The sequence below is a fragment of the Microvirga sp. ACRRW genome (assembly GCF_022346925.1).
Classification (GTDB): domain Bacteria; phylum Pseudomonadota; class Alphaproteobacteria; order Rhizobiales; family Beijerinckiaceae; genus Microvirga.
The window spans coordinates 192,857-208,893 of record NZ_JAKRNJ010000002.1 but is presented as its reverse complement, the minus strand read 5'-3'; the positions used below and the strand labels follow the sequence as shown (position 1 = coordinate 208,893).

General features: G+C 60.5%; 15 protein-coding genes. 9 read left to right on the top strand and 6 right to left on the bottom strand.

Features of this window, described 5'->3' with window-relative positions; all coding sequences use genetic code 11:
- The first annotated feature begins 157 nt into the window (after positions 1-157).
- The 3 genes from MHY87_RS05210 to MHY87_RS05200 are packed head-to-tail and all read left to right on the top strand — an operon-like array spanning position 158 to position 2,708.
- The gene (locus tag MHY87_RS05210) at positions 158-1,132 is read left to right on the top strand and encodes an ABC transporter substrate-binding protein (RefSeq protein ID WP_239350098.1); all 975 of its coding nucleotides are present in this window, start codon (positions 158-160) and stop codon (positions 1,130-1,132) included.
- Positions 1,132-1,938: an ABC transporter ATP-binding protein gene (locus MHY87_RS05205; protein ID WP_239350096.1), complete on the top strand. Its 807-nt coding sequence runs from the start codon at positions 1,132-1,134 to the stop codon at positions 1,936-1,938. The genes MHY87_RS05210 and MHY87_RS05205 overlap by 1 nt, the downstream gene beginning before the upstream one ends.
- Positions 1,935-2,708 carry an ABC transporter permease gene (locus MHY87_RS05200; RefSeq protein WP_239350094.1) on the top strand — a complete coding sequence of 258 codons (774 nt, stop codon included), beginning with the start codon at positions 1,935-1,937 and terminating at the stop codon, positions 2,706-2,708. Before MHY87_RS05205 ends, MHY87_RS05200 begins: the two co-directional genes overlap by 4 nt.
- Here MHY87_RS05200 and MHY87_RS05195 read toward each other — a convergent pair.
- Together MHY87_RS05195 and MHY87_RS05190 are read right to left on the bottom strand one after the other, a co-directional pair.
- Positions 2,705-3,640, bottom strand: a complete 936-nt coding sequence (locus MHY87_RS05195; RefSeq protein ID WP_239350092.1) for a DUF5996 family protein — start codon at positions 3,638-3,640, stop codon at positions 2,705-2,707. The genes MHY87_RS05200 and MHY87_RS05195 overlap by 4 nt on opposite strands.
- A gap of 77 nt (positions 3,641-3,717) precedes the next feature.
- Entirely contained in the window at positions 3,718-4,731 is a 1,014-nt protein-coding gene (locus MHY87_RS05190; protein WP_239350090.1) for a hemerythrin domain-containing protein, read from the bottom strand.
- A 193-nt stretch (positions 4,732-4,924) separates the two neighbouring features.
- On the opposite strand from MHY87_RS05190, the gene MHY87_RS05185 reads away from it, so the two are divergent.
- Positions 4,925-5,920, top strand: coding sequence for a threo-3-hydroxy-L-aspartate ammonia-lyase (locus MHY87_RS05185; RefSeq protein ID WP_239350088.1), 996 nt, complete (start codon positions 4,925-4,927; stop codon positions 5,918-5,920).
- On the opposite strand, the gene MHY87_RS05180 is transcribed toward MHY87_RS05185, so the two are convergent.
- The 3 genes from MHY87_RS05180 to MHY87_RS05170 all read right to left on the bottom strand — a co-directional run bounded on the left by MHY87_RS05180 (position 5,917) and on the right by MHY87_RS05170 (position 7,525).
- A complete protein-coding gene (locus tag MHY87_RS05180) occupies positions 5,917-6,612 on the bottom strand; it encodes a hypothetical protein (protein ID WP_239350086.1) in 696 nt (231 codons plus the stop codon). The two genes, MHY87_RS05185 and MHY87_RS05180, sit on opposite strands and share 4 nt — an antisense overlap.
- Positions 6,612-6,917, bottom strand: coding sequence for a hypothetical protein (locus tag MHY87_RS05175; RefSeq protein ID WP_239350084.1), 306 nt, complete (start codon positions 6,915-6,917; stop codon positions 6,612-6,614). Before MHY87_RS05175 ends, MHY87_RS05180 begins: the two co-directional genes overlap by 1 nt.
- 131 nt (positions 6,918-7,048) lie before the next feature.
- Positions 7,049-7,525: a MarR family winged helix-turn-helix transcriptional regulator gene (locus MHY87_RS05170; RefSeq protein WP_239350082.1), complete on the bottom strand. Its 477-nt coding sequence runs from the start codon at positions 7,523-7,525 to the stop codon at positions 7,049-7,051.
- Between the two features lie 81 nt (positions 7,526-7,606).
- Between MHY87_RS05170 and MHY87_RS05165 the strand changes: the two genes are divergently transcribed.
- Positions 7,607-7,960, top strand: coding sequence for a DUF1428 domain-containing protein (locus MHY87_RS05165; RefSeq protein WP_239350080.1), 354 nt, complete (start codon positions 7,607-7,609; stop codon positions 7,958-7,960).
- A gap of 10 nt (positions 7,961-7,970) precedes the next feature.
- Complete coding sequence (locus MHY87_RS05160) at positions 7,971-8,756, top strand: VOC family protein (protein ID WP_239350078.1); 786 nt, start codon at positions 7,971-7,973, stop codon at positions 8,754-8,756.
- 65 nt (positions 8,757-8,821) lie between these two features.
- Here MHY87_RS05160 and MHY87_RS05155 read toward each other — a convergent pair whose 3' ends face one another.
- Entirely contained in the window at positions 8,822-9,064 is a 243-nt protein-coding gene (locus MHY87_RS05155) for a DUF3297 family protein (RefSeq protein ID WP_239350076.1), read from the bottom strand.
- A 171-nt stretch (positions 9,065-9,235) separates the two neighbouring features.
- Here MHY87_RS05155 and kynA point away from each other — a divergent pair, with 171 nt between their 5' ends.
- The 3 genes from kynA (at position 9,236) to MHY87_RS05140 (ending at position 16,018) form a co-directional block, all read left to right on the top strand.
- Positions 9,236-10,063: a tryptophan 2,3-dioxygenase gene (kynA, locus tag MHY87_RS05150; RefSeq protein ID WP_239350074.1), complete on the top strand. Its 828-nt coding sequence runs from the start codon at positions 9,236-9,238 to the stop codon at positions 10,061-10,063.
- Between the two features lie 18 nt (positions 10,064-10,081).
- On the top strand, positions 10,082-11,275 hold the full coding sequence (locus MHY87_RS05145; RefSeq protein WP_239350072.1) for an aminotransferase class V-fold PLP-dependent enzyme: 1,194 nt from the start codon (positions 10,082-10,084) through the stop codon (positions 11,273-11,275).
- Positions 11,276-11,548: 273 nt separating this feature from the next.
- Positions 11,549-16,018 (top strand): cadherin domain-containing protein, encoded by a 4,470-nt coding sequence (locus MHY87_RS05140; protein WP_239350070.1) that lies wholly within the window; start codon positions 11,549-11,551, stop codon positions 16,016-16,018.
- Positions 16,019-16,037 lie beyond the last annotated feature (19 nt).

Sequence of the window (16,037 nt, the reverse complement as noted above, 5' to 3'; positions counted from 1 at the left end):
CGCGAGATCGGGCCAAGGTTCGCTCCTCACCCGTTTTCCCTTTTCCGCAAGCGATTTACGGCCAAGCCACAGCTCGGCGGGAGGCGGCCCTCAGGGCCCGCCATTGACCTTGCTCCCGGATCGCCTAGCCTGACCCCACGACACAGGAGATCCATCAATGCGGCAAGGATGGCGGCTTTTTCTGTTCGCGGCATTTGCTTGGCTGGCGGCGCAGGCACCGGCTTTTGCTCAAGGGGCTACGACCCTGCGGGTCGGGCATTTTCCCAACATCACCCATGTGCAGGCCCTCGTAGCCCGTGCCATGGAACGGCAGGGCAAGGGCTGGTTCGCGGAACGGCTCGGTCCCAACGTCAAGATCGAATGGTATGTCTACAATGCTGGCCCGAGCGCCATGGAGGCGATTTTCGCCAAGTCACTCGATCTCACCTATGTGGGCCCGAACCCGGCGCTGAACGCCTATGCGCGCTCGCGCGGCGATGAAGTGCGCGTGGTGGCGGGCGCGGTGAACGGCGGCTCGGCGCTCGTGGTGCAAGGCGATTCCACGCTCGCGAAGCCTGCCGACTTCAAGGGGAAGCGTATCGCCACGCCGCAATTCGGCAACACGCAGGATGTGGCCGCTCGCGCCTGGCTTGTCGCGGGTGGCTTGCGCATCACGCAGACGGGCGGCGACGCGCAGGTCGTGCCCACCAGCAATCCCGATCAGCTCTCCCTGTTCCGCAACAAGCAGCTCGATGCAGTGTGGACCGTGGAGCCGTGGGTATCGCGGCTCGAATCGGAAGCAGGCGGCAAGGTTCTGGTGGAGGAGAAGGATGCGATCACCACCGTCCTCGTATCGAGCGCGGAATTCCTGTCCAAGAACCGCGATCTCGCCAAGCGTTTCGTCGCAGCACACCGAGAGCTGACCGAATGGATCAAGCAGAATCCCGACGAAGCGCAGCGCCTTGCGCGCGAGGAGCTGGAGGCTACCTTCAAAGTGGGCATGCCCCCCGAGCTCGTGGCCCGCGCGTGGTCGCGCATGAACATCACGCCAGACGTGACGCTTCAGGCCTTCCAATCCTTCGTCACGAGCGCGCAGGCAGTGGGGTTTCTGCGCGGCACGCCGGACCTCGGCCGCATGATAGAGGCGCCTTGATGGAGGCACCCGCAATTGTCTCAAGCGAAACGCGCCCGGCCAAGATCGTTATCGAGGGCGTGTCGAAATGGTTCACGCCCAAGCGCAATGTCGTGCAGGCGCTCGATAACGTGTCGCTCACTGTTACGAAGGGCGAGTTCGTCTGCCTGCTTGGCCCCAGCGGCTGCGGAAAATCCACTCTGCTCGACATCATCGCGGGTCTGACCAAACCGGATGAGGGCCGCGTGCTCTCAGACGGCAAGGTGATTGAGGGACCCGGCCGGCAGCGCCTCGTGATGTTCCAGGAATCCGCATTGTTTCCGTGGCTCGATGCGCTCGGCAATGTGATGTTCGGCCTCAAGCTCAGGCCCGATCTCACCAATGCGGAGCGCAAGAAGATAGCGAACGAGTATCTCGATCTCGTGGGCCTGGAGAAGTTCAAGCATGCCCATGTGCATGAACTCTCGGGCGGCATGAAGCAGCGCGTGGCGTTGGCGCGCGCACTCGCCCCCGACCCGCATGTGCTGTTGATGGACGAGCCCTTCGCCGCGCTCGACGCCATGACGCGGGACCAGCTCTACGACGATATTCAGCGCATCTGGATGGAAAGCCGCAAGACTATCGTGTTCGTCACGCACAACGTGCGCGAGGCAGTGTGCTTAGGGGACCGCATCGTTCTCATGACGCCCTCGCCGGGGCGTATCTCGCAGATCTTCGACATTCCCCTGCCCCGTCCGCGCGACATCAACAGCCCCGAGCTTGCCACCTATTCCTCGAAGATCGCGGCAGCCTTAAAAGGCACCGCAACCGGAGCGGCGGACGAATGAAGCGTTTTGCCGTGGCTCTTCTTTTCTTCGCCGTCCTTATCGGCGTGTGGGAGCTTGCCGTGCGAAGCGGGCGCTGGTCCGCCGTATTGCTGCCCTCGCCCATCTATGTGGCGGAATATATCTGGTTCGCGCTGCTGGACGGCACACTCATCGAATCCACGTGGGTGACGCTGAAGCGCCTGCTCGTCGGCTATACCGTTGGCGTGCTCATCGGCCTGCCGCTCGGGCTTCTCATGAGCACGTCGCAGTTTCTGGAAGACACCATCGGCGCGCTGGCGCTCGGATTCCAGACGCTGCCCAGCGTGTGCTGGGTCCCGCTCGCGCTCGTATGGTTCGGGCAAACGGAGGGCGCGATGCTGTTCGTCGTGATCATGGGCACCGTATGGTCCGTGATCATCGCCACCGACCACGGCGCGCGCAACATCCCGCCGATTTATGCGCGCGCCGCGCGCACCATGGGTTCGGTAGGTTTTCACAAATGGACGCGGGTCATCCTGCCCGCATCATTGCCGTTTCTCGTCAGCGGCATGAAGCAGGGCTGGGCCTTTGCCTGGCGTTCGCTGATGGCGGCTGAGATCTATGTCACGATTCTCACCGGCTTCGGCCTCGGCCACCTCCTGCATTATGGGCGCGAGCTCAACGCCATGGAGCAGGTGATCGGCATCATGATCGTGATCGTAGTGATCGGCCTTCTGGTGGATCGCCTGCTGTTCTCGCCGTGGGAACGCTTTCTGCACCGGCGCTGGGGCACGAACGTGAAGGAGACCTAGATCGGCCTCACCCGCGCGGGAGCGCCGATCTCGCAGTCGAGAGCCTTGCGATCCCATTTCGCCGCATCGGCGGCGGCGGAATAAGTCGTTTTCAGGAAGTCGAGCAGCACCGCATCCGGATCGCTGGCCTTGCGCAACGTGTCGTAAGGAAGAATGAACTCGCTGAGCGCCTGATCGAAGAATGCGCCTTCCGCCACTTTCGCATCGCGAAAGCCCGGCGGTTCGGGATAGGCGTATGAGTAGAACGCCGCATGCGGATAGGCATCGTTGCCCGGCCAGAATCCAGCACTGCTCACTTCGTCAGAATAGGCTTCCTGAGTCACGTCATCCGGCAATCCCGGCACGCCGCCTGGATGGAGCGGCGCCCTACGCCCCGAAAAGCGCGTAACGGCGAGATCGAAGCTGCCCCAGAAGAAATGCGATGGCGATGCCTTGCCGAGAAACGACGAGCGGAAAAGCTTGAAGACGCGATCCGTCTGCATGAGCACGCGCCAGAAGCGATAGGCCGCATCCGCATCGTAGCTGGCATGGGTGCGGTCCTGCGAGAAACGGATCGGATCCGGCACCTCGTTCGGCATCTCATTGATGGTGACATGCACACCCATTCCGCGCAGCAGGTCGAGAAGCTCCTCGTAGAATTCGGCGACACTGCGAGGCTCTAGCGCCAGAATTCCCTCGTCGCCCCGACTCGTGCGCACGAGAAGCTGATGCGCGATGAAATCGAACTCGATCTCCACGATCTCGCTCCCGGCAGGCATGGGTGAGGTAGTGAGCCCGCGTGCGCTCACGTAAAGCGGCACATGCCATCCGTGATTGAGCCAGGGTGTCAGAGACAGGCGAACTTTGCCGACGATCTGCGTCCAGAGCTGCAGGGTGGCGGCCGTATCGCGCCATTGGGGGTAAGACAGTGAGGGCCAAGCTGCAGCATCCATTGAGCGTCTCCCCTGCGGAACGGATGAGAAGCCTTTGGATATAGGCCAGCTTGGCCCGATGTCATGGAAGAACAGTATTACTGCCCTTCCCTCTTAGCGCCTGCATCACGGCTCTCCGCCTGACCACCGGGAGCGACCGGTGAAGCCGGGCTTGATCCCGGAACCGTGCCGCCGGGCTGCAAAGGCGTCGCAATGCCCGAGGGCGCCTGCGGCGGGTTGGCGGAGGAGAACCATTGCTCGTCAGAGCCGGTGCCCGCAGCCGGTTCACCCGGCCTGCGGCGATCCAAATCTCCTGTTATCGGATCGGCTGCATCCATCGAAACCGAAGAGTCCGTGCCCTGAGCCGATCTCACTCCTCGTGATGTATCCCTGGAGGATGCGCCCATCGCGCCGGAGGAAGCACGGCCTTCCATGCCGCCACGGCTCAAGGACCGGTCGACCACGCCGCTGTCGAGCGGGAACGGCGGCTGCGGACGACGGGGCGCAGGACGCAGCGACCGGTTTGCGCGCGACGAACCTTTCTGCGACAGGCTCCAGGCCAGAGCCGCACCGCCGATGGCAAGCGCGCCGGCGAGAAGACCGAAGGTCATGCCGGTGGGCATGCCGTAGCGGCTCGGCATCATTGCCTGTGGCATGTGCCAGCGAGCGGCCTCGTAGGATGCGATCTTCTCGCGCTCATAGGCACGCCGCAACGATTCCGTCTCCGGTCCGGAAAAGAGACTGTGGGCGGCAACCAATGCGCCGTTCTCCTCCAGGCTGAAGGCATGACGGAGAACGCCGGCGAGTTCCTTGAATTCGAGCGCCCATTGACGGGAGTCCTTGTTCGGTTGCGCGGAGAGCGCAGCGAGCCTGCGGCGGATGTCGCGGTGCTCGTCGTCCAGCTCGTGAAGGTATGTTTCCGTGCGGCCATCCTGCGCGAGCGCCGGATAGAGAACGTGCTGCTTGGCCGCAATGTGGCGCTTGAGCTCGTCCTTCAGATCGGCGAACAGCTCGGCCCTGCTGTTGGGCCCCGTTGGCGTCGCGTCCAAGATCTCGCGGCAGAGCTCTTCGATATTCGCGTGGTCCGACAAAATCATCCGCCACAGGTCCATGACGAGCCTCCTCTTGAGATTGCTTCAGCGGAGAACGGCTTGGAGGGGTGTGCGTTCCGAAACCACCCGGAAGCGCCATCTTTCCGAAAAGATGGTTGAGCGATGATGTTTCACGAGCGGCGCGATTGCCTTTGTGGTTCCCCTCACAAGTGCTATGCCTGCCTGGAGAACGAAATCACGTGAATCGCACATCATGAATCCTTCGAATCCCGCCGACCAGCCGAGCCTTCCCACCTATGACGATGTGAGCGCGGCGGCACAGCGCATTGCTGGCATCGCCCACCGCACGCCGGTGCTCACCTCCCGCACGGCGGATGAGCGCTCGGGAGCCAGGCTGTTCTTCAAGGCTGAGAATTTGCAGCGCGGCGGCGCCTTCAAGTTCCGTGGTGCCTACAACGCCATCGCGCGGCTTGCGCCGGATGCGAAGAAACGGGGCGTGGTGGCCTTCTCGTCCGGCAACCACGCGCAGGCCATCGCCTATGCGGGTCAGCTCCAGAACGTGCCCACCGTCATCATCATGCCGAAGGACGCGCCCGCCATGAAGGTGGCCGCCACCAAAGGCTATGGCGGCGAGGTCGTGCTCTATGACCGTTATACCGAGGACCGGGAGGAGATTGGCCGCAAGTTCTCGGCGGAGCGTGGCCTCACGCTCATTCCGCCTTACGACCATGAGGATGTGATTGCCGGCCAGGGCACCGCCACGAAGGAACTGATCGAAGAAGTAGGCCCACTCGACATGCTGCTCGTCTGCGTGGGCGGCGGCGGCCTGATCGCAGGGTCGGCGCTTGCAGCCCACGCACTCTCGCCCGGATGCCGCGTCTATGGCGTGGAGCCGGAGGCCGGCAACGATGCGCAGCAATCCTTCCGTTCAGGCTCCATCGTGCGCATCCCCGTTCCCGTCACCATCGCTGACGGTGCGCAGACCACTTATATCGGCCAGAAGACCTTCCCGGTCATCCGCGCGCTCGTGACCGACATGGTGACGGTGACGGACGAGATGCTGGTGGACACCATGCGCTTTTTCGCTGAGCGCATGAAGATCGTGGCTGAGCCTACCGGATGCCTCGCCGCGGCGGCAGCCTTGCATGGCATCGTGCCTTGCAAGGGTAAGCGCGTCGGCATCATCATCAGCGGCGGCAACGTAGACCCGAAGGCTTATGCGCGGTTTCTCTCGGGCGGCATAACTTAAGGACCATTGCGCAAGACGATCGCAGTGCCGTCGTGATCTCCAGTCGTGAGCTTGGGGTTGTCCATGAGCGCATTGTCGAGGCTGACGGAGCCGATCACCTTGTAGGCGGTGTTCCGGCTCATCCTCTCGGCAAAATCGTCCCGCGCCTGATTGAAGGACGCGAACCGGTGTCCGGGCCAGCGGAAGGGATCGACCCGCTCACGGCTGAAGGCCGCCGTGAAGAGGTAAGTTTGCCCCACGAGATGCGGCCCGAAGATACGGCCGTGATTGTTGCTGAGCTCGAATATCTCGTTCGAGAAGGCATCGTCCCAGCCCTTGGGCAACTGCGAATAGAGCTGCCCGCCGATCATACCTTGATAGCCGACGGAGTGTCCGAGGCGGATGGGATAGCCTGCCTGCCGCGCCGATGCGATCAGGCGCGCGACGGCATCCGACCGGTTGATGGCGGCGTCATCGACGATGATGACGTTGATCGGCTCGCGCAGGATCTTGCCCCGATAGATTTCGCCGAGCCAGTCCGATGGTATGCCTTGCGCGGTCAGCATCCATTTGCCGATGGAGGGAAAACCCGGCGGAGTTATCGCATCGGCAAAGGCGGGATGCGGCAGGATCTGCGACCGGGCAGGCCCCGTCCACGAAGCCATGCCCGCAAGAAACGCTGCGCAGATGAAGGCTGTGCTGCGGATCGCCATCACGATTCCCCTTGAGGCACGAAGAAGCAAATAATCGCCCGCGTGGTCTGCTCTTCGCACAAGTGAAAATGCCGGTCAGGCGAGGGCTTACTGTCTTCGCGCCCGATGAAGCGCCCGTCCCAGAGCCGGTAACCGTCCTTCGTCTCGGTAACTGTCTCGCCCTTCGTCGCGAAAAGCTCACGGCAATCGTGATCGTCGCAGCACCAGAACGGATACCAGCTATGAGCCATCGCCTGAGACGCGAGAAGAAAGGCCGTTACGGCGGCAATGGCCGGAATCGGCCGGGAGACTCTACGCAAGAGCATGCAGGACAAGCCTTTCTCGGGGACGAAGGTCCCCGGCGGACAAGCTTGCCTTAAAACTTGGGCGCTCGGGCTCCGCGTCCAGTCTTCGGGGCGAGATGAAGAGGCGGGCGGGCGGCCTGCCCTCTTCCGCATCAGGCCGGGGCCCGTTCCCGCAGGGGCTTGGCTTGGGACAGGCTGTTCAATGCGCCGCGTAAGGAATCCGGCTCGACTTCCGACAGTTCAGCCTCGATGTCGGCATGAAGGCCGCGCCAGATCGGCACCGCCGAGGCCAGCAGGCCTCGCCCTTTCTCGCTGAGGTGGAGAAGCCTGCTGCGACGGTCGTCCGGGTCAACCGAAACCTTCACGAGACCGTCGCGCTCAAGCGGCTTCAGGGCAGCGGTCAGCGTCGTGCGGTCCATCGCCAGCAATTGCGCGACCGACCCGATGCTCGGCGGCTTGGGACGGTTGAGAGCATTCAGCAGGGAGAATTGGCCGGACGTGATCCCAAGGGACTGAAAAGCCTCATCGAACAGCCGAGAGAGCGTCCGCGCTGCCCGCTGGGCATGCAGGCACAGGCAAGCGTCGCGGATATGAAGCGTCGTCTCGAAGGAATCTCGGCCGTTTGACATGAAGATATTATGTTGATATCAACGTAAAAAAGCAAGAACAATCGTCAGACTTGTCTGAACGGGGCCTTAGGGAGAAGACCGATGAGCTACGTGGACGGATTCGTGTTGGCCGTGCCTGCCAGCGAGAAGGAAGCCTATCGCAAGCACGCGGCTGAGGCTGCACCGTTGTTCAAGGAGTTCGGCGCAACCCGCATGGTGGAATGCTGGGGCGACGATGTGCCGAACGGCAAGGTCACGGATTTCCGCATGGCCGTGAAGGCCAAGGACGACGAGATCGTCGTGTTCAGCTGGATCGAGTATCCCTCGAAGGAAGTGCGCGACGCCGCCAACGAGAAGATCATGACCGATCCGCGCATGAAGGCCATGGGCGAGAAGATGCCCTTCGACGGCATGCGCATGATCTTCGGCGGCTTCATGCCGATCCTCGACGTCTGAGAGGTGTGACATGGCCAACCGGCATGGCGATTTCATCTGGTACGAACTTCTGACGACCGACACCGATGCTGCTTCTCGCTTCTACGGCGCCGTCCTCGGATGGCAGGCCCGGCCGATGGAGGGGGCGTCCCACGACTACAACAACTTTGCTGTCAACGGCGTGGATGTTGCGGGCTTCATGAAGCTCCGCGAGGGTGCCGAGAAGTCATGCATGCGTCCATGCTGGCTTGGCTATGTTGGCGTCGACGATGTGGATGCGACGGTAGAGAACATCATGAAGGCCGGTGGCGCGCAGTATATGCCGCCCACCGACATTCCCAGCGTCGGCCGGATGGCGATGATGGCAGACCCGCAAGGTGTCGCTTTCTACGTGATGCGCGGTGAATCGGAAGAAACAAGCCCGTCCTTCTCCCAATCCAAGCTCGGGCACTGCCATTGGAACGAGCTTTCCGCCAAGGAGCAGACAGCGGCGCTGGCGTTCTATTCAAGCCTGTTCGGCTGGACAAAGGGCGATGCGATGCCGATGGGCGCCATGGGCGATTACCAGTTCATCGACCATCACGGCCAAACCATCGGCGCAATGATGAACAGGACGGAGGACGGCCCTCCCCCGGCATGGACCTTCTATTTCGGCGTCGATGACATCGACCGCGCCGCAAGTGCCGTGTCCGGCAATGGCGGTATGATCCATTACGGCCCCGCCGAAGTTCCGGGCGGCGTCTACATCATCGTCGCCAGCGATCCTCAAGGCGCCATGTTCGGCCTCGTCGGCCCGCGCAAGGCTTCGCGGGATTGAATATGAGCAGACCGGGTCGGCAACGCTCCGACCCGGCTGTCTTTGGCGGCAACAATCGCTGAGGCTTAGTCCGTGGATTGCAAGTAGGGCTCGACCTTGCCCTTGAGCTTCATGGTCATGGCATTGCCGAAGCGGTCCTTGGCATTGCCCGCGATCACGCGGACCCAGCCCTCGCTGACGCAATACTCGTCCACGTTGGTCTTCTCGACCCCGTTGAAGCGGATGCCTACGCCCTTGGCCAGAAGCTCCTCGTTGTAATAGGGGCTGTTCGGGTTGGTAGACAGGCGGTCGGGAAGCGCGTCGGCCATGGGTAAGGTTCTCCAGGAGGTCTAAATCGGCACGCAACCTAGCCTCTTGGGAGCCGAATGCCAATTCCACAGCCCTTCCCTCGTGACATTGTTCGCCTCGGCCCTATTTCCCTCCCCGACACCCTGAGAAAACAAGAGATTCAGGCGTTTACGGCGACGAAGGAGGGCAATATGGCAGCCGACAATACGGAAGGCATTCACACCGATTTCACGGAAGGCATGAGCTATGGAGACTATCTCCAGCTCGATACTCTGCTCTCGACCCAGAAGCCCCTGACGAACGAGCATGACGAATTGCTCTTCATCACCATCCATCAGGTGATGGAGCTGTGGCTCAAGCTGTTGAACCGCGAACTCGACACCGCCCTCGCCCATCTGCGCGCAGACGAATTGCGGCCCGCCTTCAAATGCACGGCGCGCATCAACCGAATCCAGGAGCAGCTGATCCAGGCCTGGACGGTTCTCTCCACCATGACGCCGTCCGATTATCTCAGCTTCCGTCCAGCGCTCGGCCGCTCATCGGGCTTCCAGTCCTGGCAATACCGCCTCATCGAGTTCAAGCTCGGTGCGAAGGACGAGCTCAAGATGGCGCCGCACCGGCACCGAGGCGATATCGCAAATCAGTTGGAAGCCGCCTATCGCGCGCCGAGCATTTACGACGAGGCGCTTCGCCTGCTTGCCCGGCGCGGCTATTTCGTGCCCGAAGAGGTTCTCACCCGCGACGTGACGCAGCCCTACACCGCGCATCCCGGCGTCGAGGCCGTGTGGGAGGATATCTATCGCCATTCCGGCGAGCATTTCGATCTCTACGAACTCGCGGAAGAATTGGTCGATCTGGAAGATTCGTTCCAGCAATGGCGCTTCCGCCACATGAAAACCGTGGAGCGCATCATCGGCATGCGGCGCGGCACCGGCGGCAGCACGGGCGTGACCTACTTGCGTAAGGCGCTGGAGCGCTATTTCTTTCCCGAGCTCTGGTCCGTGCGCGGCAATCTGTGATCTTCACCGAGGCGTTCCATGCTCGATTTGCGTTCCCACTTCTCTCGTTTTCTCAACGCCGCGCCTGAGCGCCTGCATTTCGCGGCGCATAGCCACCATCCCTGGCCTGACGTGACGCGCGAGGCGCATCTGCAAGCCTGGGACGATGCGGCGCGTCTCATCGACGACAAGTGGGAGCATGTCCTCGGCCCCGTGCTCGATGAATTCCGCGCGCATGCGGCGCGGCACATCAATCTCCCCAATCCAGCCACCATCGCCGTTGCGCCGAACACGCACGAATTTCTCAAGCGTATCCTCTCCTGCTTTCCTGTTGACAGGCCGATCCGCATCCTGACCTCGGACGGCGAGTTCCACTCCTTTACCAGACAGATCGCACGTCTGGAAGAAGACAAGACCGTCGCCGTCACGCGCGTTCCGGTGGAGCCTTTTGCGAGTTTCGAGGATCGGTTCTGCTCCGCCGCGAGCGCTGATTACGATCTCGTCTTCGTCAGCCAGGTCTTCTTCAACTCAGGCTTTGCCGCTGATGTGCGCAGGCTCGTGGAAGCCGTCAGCAGCGATGCCATGGTGGTCGTCGACGGCTATCACGGCTTCATGGCGCGCGCGACGGATCTCGGCACCATCGCGGATCGCGCCTTCTACATTGCGGGCGGCTACAAATACGCCATGGCGGGCGAAGGCGCCTGCTTCATGCATTGCCCGCCAGGATGGGGTTTGCGCCCTCGCGACACCGGCTGGTACGCAGCATTCGGCAATCTCGCGAACGCCAGGCAGGACCAAGTCGGCTACAGCACCGATGGCTGGCGTTTCATGGGCGCAACCTTCGATCCGTCGGGCCTCTACCGCTTCAACGCGGTGATGCGCTGGCTTGCGCATGAGGGCATCACCCCTGCCATCATCCATGCCCATGCCAAGGCCCTTCAGCAGAGCTTTCTAAGGCGCATCGCGGACAGCCACATCTTCCATCAAGCCAAGCTCGTCGTTCCCGAGGACGAGATGCGCCGCGGCAACTTCCTGACTTTTGAGATGCCCACCGCCCAAACCCTCTATCGTGACCTCCAACAACTACGCGTCGTCACCGACGTGCGCGGCCAGCGGCTGCGGATCGGCTTCGGTCTCTACCAGACAGAGGAAGAGATTGAGGAAATGGTACAGCGCCTCAACGAGGCAGGCACCCTTGAGTCCCTTCCTGCGGGCGCGTCATCAGGGCCCTGATAAGTACTCTTAAAGGTGAGTGCTGCACCTTCCGCCGTTCAGGCCGCACCCAGGAGGAGCGGCCTGAACGGCGCTCATGGTGCCTGGAGCAACCCAATTCTATCTGCCCCTAGGTAAGGCCCTTTTCTAAGCAGAGAGGCTGCACTTACTAACAGAAGCAACCTAGGAACTGTCTCTACGACACTCAAACTTGAAATATTATAAAGTTTCTTTAAGAATAAAGACCTTCCGCGCCTGACAGCCCGTCAGCCCTGTTTCAAAGGCCTTTATCCGATGTCTAAGAGCCTACGGTTCTCCAAGCTATCCGCCTCGAAGAAGCTCATTGCGGAAAGCGAGTTCCTGCCGAGCCTGACGGCGACGATCACGGTGCTGACGCCTGGGCTCGACAAGATTGCCGGCACGGATGAAGCCGAGATCTTCACCGCGAATCCTGGAGACATCGACTATGGCGACGAGATTCTCGGCGGTGGCGGCATCGATACGCTCCAGGTGACCGGGACCACGACCGGCGCCTTCAATGTCTATCACATTTACAAGTTCAATAAGTTCGAGAGTGTTGAGGTCATCCTTGGATCTGACCTGCAAGATTGGATCTTCATCGGGTCTAATCAGATGCGGGATGTCCTAACGCTGGATGGGGGTGAGGGCGAGGATTCTCTGCAGCTTACGGACTGGTCCTATAATCTTGTGGGGAAAACCATCACCGGGTTCGAGTGGGTCGACCTCATGCATGAGGACGGAACGACGATCGTCACCGACGATATTGCCCTCGCCGAAGTCATTTACGGCTATGCATCGCTCGACGATCATCTGATCATCACGAGTCATGATCTGAGCGATGCGGAGCGTAAGGCTTATTTCGACAGGGGCATCGATAAGATCACCGATAAAAGCGGACGCGCGACTTTCGATGCGGCACCGACGATGAACGGTTTCGAGGGTGACAGCTTCAGCATTGCCGGTGGTGAAACGGTTATCCTCGACAAAGGCCTGAATGCTTCCGTCGGCACGAACGATACGGATCTGAATGCCCTGTACATCTCCTGCCCCGATGTCTTTCTTGCCGGAATACCTTGGGGCGGCGAATTTCTGATAGTGCCGAACACGGAAGTGTCTCTTCGCGGTGGAATGAGCATTGATAGCGAAATCGTCGTCGATGGCGTGACCATCGGCAGGATCGCCTCAAATTATAAGAGCTGGCGCCTTGTAATCGATCTGTACGATTCTGCCGCGCCCGATCTTGTCCAAAAGCTCCTTCATGCGCTTGCTTTCAAGAGCACTCATACGATGCCGGGTTATGCCGCCAACTTCGAGATCGAGATTGCACTCGAAGACAAGGGCGGCCGTTACTCGTCGTCCAAAGTCGAGGTCGCTGTTGCAGTTCCCATTGAACTCACTAACGGTGCCGACAATATCGTTGGCGAAGCCGATGCCAATGAAATCTTCAGTGCGGATGCGGCCAGCATCAATATCGGCGACAAGCTCGACGGCAGCGCCGGACGCGACACGCTCCAGCTGAAGAGCGGAAGCGGCAATACCTTCAAGCTGACGAATTTTTCCAAGTTCACCGGCATTGAAGTCATTCGCGGCACGGATGACAGTGATACGATTGCTATAAGCGCAAGCCAGATAGCCTCCGTTCTCACCCTGGATGGCGGTGGTGGCTCCAACATTCTGTCTCTGATCGGTAAGACCATCGATCTCAGCGGAAAAACGATCGAGAATTTTAAAAAGATCGAACTCGACTGGAATGTGGAAACGATCACAGTCGATAACCTGGCGACTGCTGCGCGCATTCATGGATACAACTCTCAGAATGACCACCTCATCATCACGAGCGATAACCTCAGCGACGAAGAGCGTGAGGCTTACTTCCTGAGGGGAATCGACAAGATCACCGATAAGAGCGGTTACACGACATCCGCTGTAAGGCCGAATCTGGAAAATCTCGACGAGGGGAGAATTTATGTAACTCCAGGCGGGACCATTCTCATCGACCAAGACTCGGATGCAAGCCTTGGCATGGAAGGTATGGATATAGCCCGCTTGGAAGTTTGGGCTTCCTATACCGTAGCCGACAGCATACTTGGCATCCAGGAGACGGAAGGTGAGATTTACATCGGCGGAGAAACGGCTGCTGGTAGACAAGTCATCGTCGATAGAGAGATCATCGGCCTCATCAAGCCGGATTCGGATCAATGGTATTTGAATATCGAGTTCATCGAGGGTGCGCCCCGCGCCAAGATCGAGAAGCTCATCAGGGCATTGACCTATAGCAACACATCCACCGACCCCTATCGCTCGGTCGAAGACCTGGTCTTCATCAACATCACGGATAAGGGTGGGCGCGAAGACATCATACAGATTGATGTGAGCGTCACTCCCGCTGGCTATAAGGCGATGACGATCGGCTATGACAATATGGTCGGCACCGGCGCCGATGAAAAATTTGTCGCCGCAAACGATCAGATCGGTTCTGGAGATACACTCGATGGCGGCGGCGGCAACGATGTCCTGCAGTTGAGCGGCGGCGGGGTGTTCGAACTTCGGTATATGGCTGTCCTGAAAGGTATCGAAACCATTCGCGGATCCACGGAAATCGATACCATTTATGTCTCGGACGATCACTTGCTGGACGTCAAGGTCATTGAAGGAGGCGGCCCCTCTGCGGATGATATCCTGGTGATCCGTGGAGACAGGCCAGGGGGAGCCGATCTTCGCAATAAAACAATCACGGGCTTTAAATCCATCGTTCTTCAAGGCCCTATGACCATTCGGGCCAACGATCTAGCCACAGCCAAACTCATCCAGGGTTATGGAGAGGTAGGGCACACTCTGTTTCTGACGGATGTCGTTCTGTCCGCGGAAGACAGGCTCGCCCTTCATCGTCAGGGTATCGAGACAATCTTTGCGGCTAACGTGGCAGGCGGTCCTCTCGTTCCTTCGCAACACAACAGCCCGGTGGTCGACAAACTCTATGGCGACCGCGTCCATATGATTGAAGGCAAGAGTGTATTTCTCGATGCAGGTCGGAATGCAACACTTGCAGTCGACGATGGCCTTCTCAAGCGCATGAGTGTCGATGTCATGCTGACCGGCGAACAGCCGGACCGCCTAGGGATCGATACATCGGGCAAGGTCACCCTTTCCGACGGGTTCAAGCCTGGCAGCATCGTGAGAGTAGAAGGGATAGCGATTGGGACACTAGGCATCGGCGCGACCGGCTATTCTTTCTCTATCGAGTTCAACGCCAGCGCGACTCCAGAGCGCGTGCAGGAGCTGCTGCGTGCTTTGACTTACACGACGATTGCCGGTGCCATCTCCACCTCACGCAACGTGAAGATCACCCTCACCGATGCAGGCGAACGCACGACTGAGGTCGAGCTGATGATCGATCCTCCGACATCTGAGGAGCCCGAAGAGTCGAATGAAGCGCCGACTTCTCTCGACCTCGTCGGCAGGTCCGTTCGTGAGAATGCGGCCTCCGGCACGAGAATCGGCGATCTATCGGCCACCGATCCAGAAGGTGGCTCCTTGACCTATGAGATCCTGCGCGGCGACGGCACCTGGGGCAACTCGGACGGACGCTTCGAAATCGATGGCGATGAACTCAAAGTGGCCCATGGCGCCCGGCTCGACTACGAGACGCAGGCTGCTCACACTGTCACCATCCGGGTCACGGATGAAGGCGGCCTGAGCACTCAAAAGACCTTCACCATCGCCGTGACCGACGTGTCTCCCGAACAGTTCAACGGCACCCCCGGCAACGACTCCCTAGTCAGCGGCGACGGCGACGACATTCTCGACGGGAAGGCCGGTGCCGACACGATGGTGGGCGGCGCTGGAGACGACGTCTACCATGTGGATGATGTCGGCGACGTCATCATCGACATCTCCGGCGACGATACGGTCCTCACAACCGTGAACTACGTGGCGCACGAGGGCATCGAAACGATCATCTCAGGCATCGGTGCCGTGCGCCTGACGGGTAATGCCGGCAACAACGCGATCGAGGCTAACGACCACGCCAACGTGATCAGCGGCTTGGGAGGCGACGACAGACTGTATGGCGAAGGCGGCAACGACACGCTCGATGGCGGGTCGGGCAATGACATGCTCAACGGCGGGTCCGGCCGGGACCGGATGATCGGCGGGTCGGGCAACGACATCTACCATGTCGACACCAAGGGCGACGTGATCGTCGAGGCCAAGAACGGCGGCACGGATCTGGTCTACAGCGCGATCAGCTACACGCTCGGCGCGACGCTGGAGCACCTGGTCGGCACCGGCAAGGGGGCGATCAGCTTGACCGGCAACAACCTGGCCAACGGCCTTCTCGGCAATAACGCCAAGAACACGATCAAGGGCGGCGCGGGCAACGATACCGTCAACGGCGGCGGCGGCAACGACGTGCTCTATGGCGGCTCGGGCAAGGACGCGTTCGTGTTCAACACGAAGCCGAGCGCCCGGACCAACAAGGACCTGATCAAGGACTGGAATCCGAAGGATGACGTGATCCATCTCGAGAACCAGGTGTTCACGGCGCTCAAGGCGGGCAAGCTCGCCAAGGGCTCGTTCGTGCTCGGCGCCAAGGCGAAGGACAAGAATGACTTCGTCGGCTACGACAAGACGACGGGCGACCTGTGGTACGATGCCAACGGCAGCGGCAAGGGCGGTCAGGTGGTGTTCGCCAATATCGGCCGGAACAAGAAAATCGCCCACGACGACTTCTTCGCCATCTAAGCAAACATGAGAAACGCGG

Coding starts and splice junctions, on each gene's coding strand:
- MHY87_RS05210 (WP_239350098.1), top strand. CDS start 158: ATGCGGCAAGGATGGCGGCTTTTTCTGTTCGCGGCATTTGCTTGGCTG.
- MHY87_RS05205 (WP_239350096.1), top strand. CDS start 1,132: ATGGAGGCACCCGCAATTGTCTCAAGCGAAACGCGCCCGGCCAAGATC.
- MHY87_RS05200 (WP_239350094.1), top strand. CDS start 1,935: ATGAAGCGTTTTGCCGTGGCTCTTCTTTTCTTCGCCGTCCTTATCGGC.
- MHY87_RS05195 (WP_239350092.1), bottom strand. CDS start 3,640: ATGGATGCTGCAGCTTGGCCCTCACTGTCTTACCCCCAATGGCGCGAT.
- MHY87_RS05190 (WP_239350090.1), bottom strand. CDS start 4,731: ATGGACCTGTGGCGGATGATTTTGTCGGACCACGCGAATATCGAAGAG.
- MHY87_RS05185 (WP_239350088.1), top strand. CDS start 4,925: ATGAATCCTTCGAATCCCGCCGACCAGCCGAGCCTTCCCACCTATGAC.
- MHY87_RS05180 (WP_239350086.1), bottom strand. CDS start 6,612: ATGGCGATCCGCAGCACAGCCTTCATCTGCGCAGCGTTTCTTGCGGGC.
- MHY87_RS05175 (WP_239350084.1), bottom strand. CDS start 6,917: ATGCTCTTGCGTAGAGTCTCCCGGCCGATTCCGGCCATTGCCGCCGTA.
- MHY87_RS05170 (WP_239350082.1), bottom strand. CDS start 7,525: ATGTCAAACGGCCGAGATTCCTTCGAGACGACGCTTCATATCCGCGAC.
- MHY87_RS05165 (WP_239350080.1), top strand. CDS start 7,607: ATGAGCTACGTGGACGGATTCGTGTTGGCCGTGCCTGCCAGCGAGAAG.
- MHY87_RS05160 (WP_239350078.1), top strand. CDS start 7,971: ATGGCCAACCGGCATGGCGATTTCATCTGGTACGAACTTCTGACGACC.
- MHY87_RS05155 (WP_239350076.1), bottom strand. CDS start 9,064: ATGGCCGACGCGCTTCCCGACCGCCTGTCTACCAACCCGAACAGCCCC.
- kynA (WP_239350074.1), top strand. CDS start 9,236: ATGGCAGCCGACAATACGGAAGGCATTCACACCGATTTCACGGAAGGC.
- MHY87_RS05145 (WP_239350072.1), top strand. CDS start 10,082: ATGCTCGATTTGCGTTCCCACTTCTCTCGTTTTCTCAACGCCGCGCCT.
- MHY87_RS05140 (WP_239350070.1), top strand. CDS start 11,549: ATGTCTAAGAGCCTACGGTTCTCCAAGCTATCCGCCTCGAAGAAGCTC.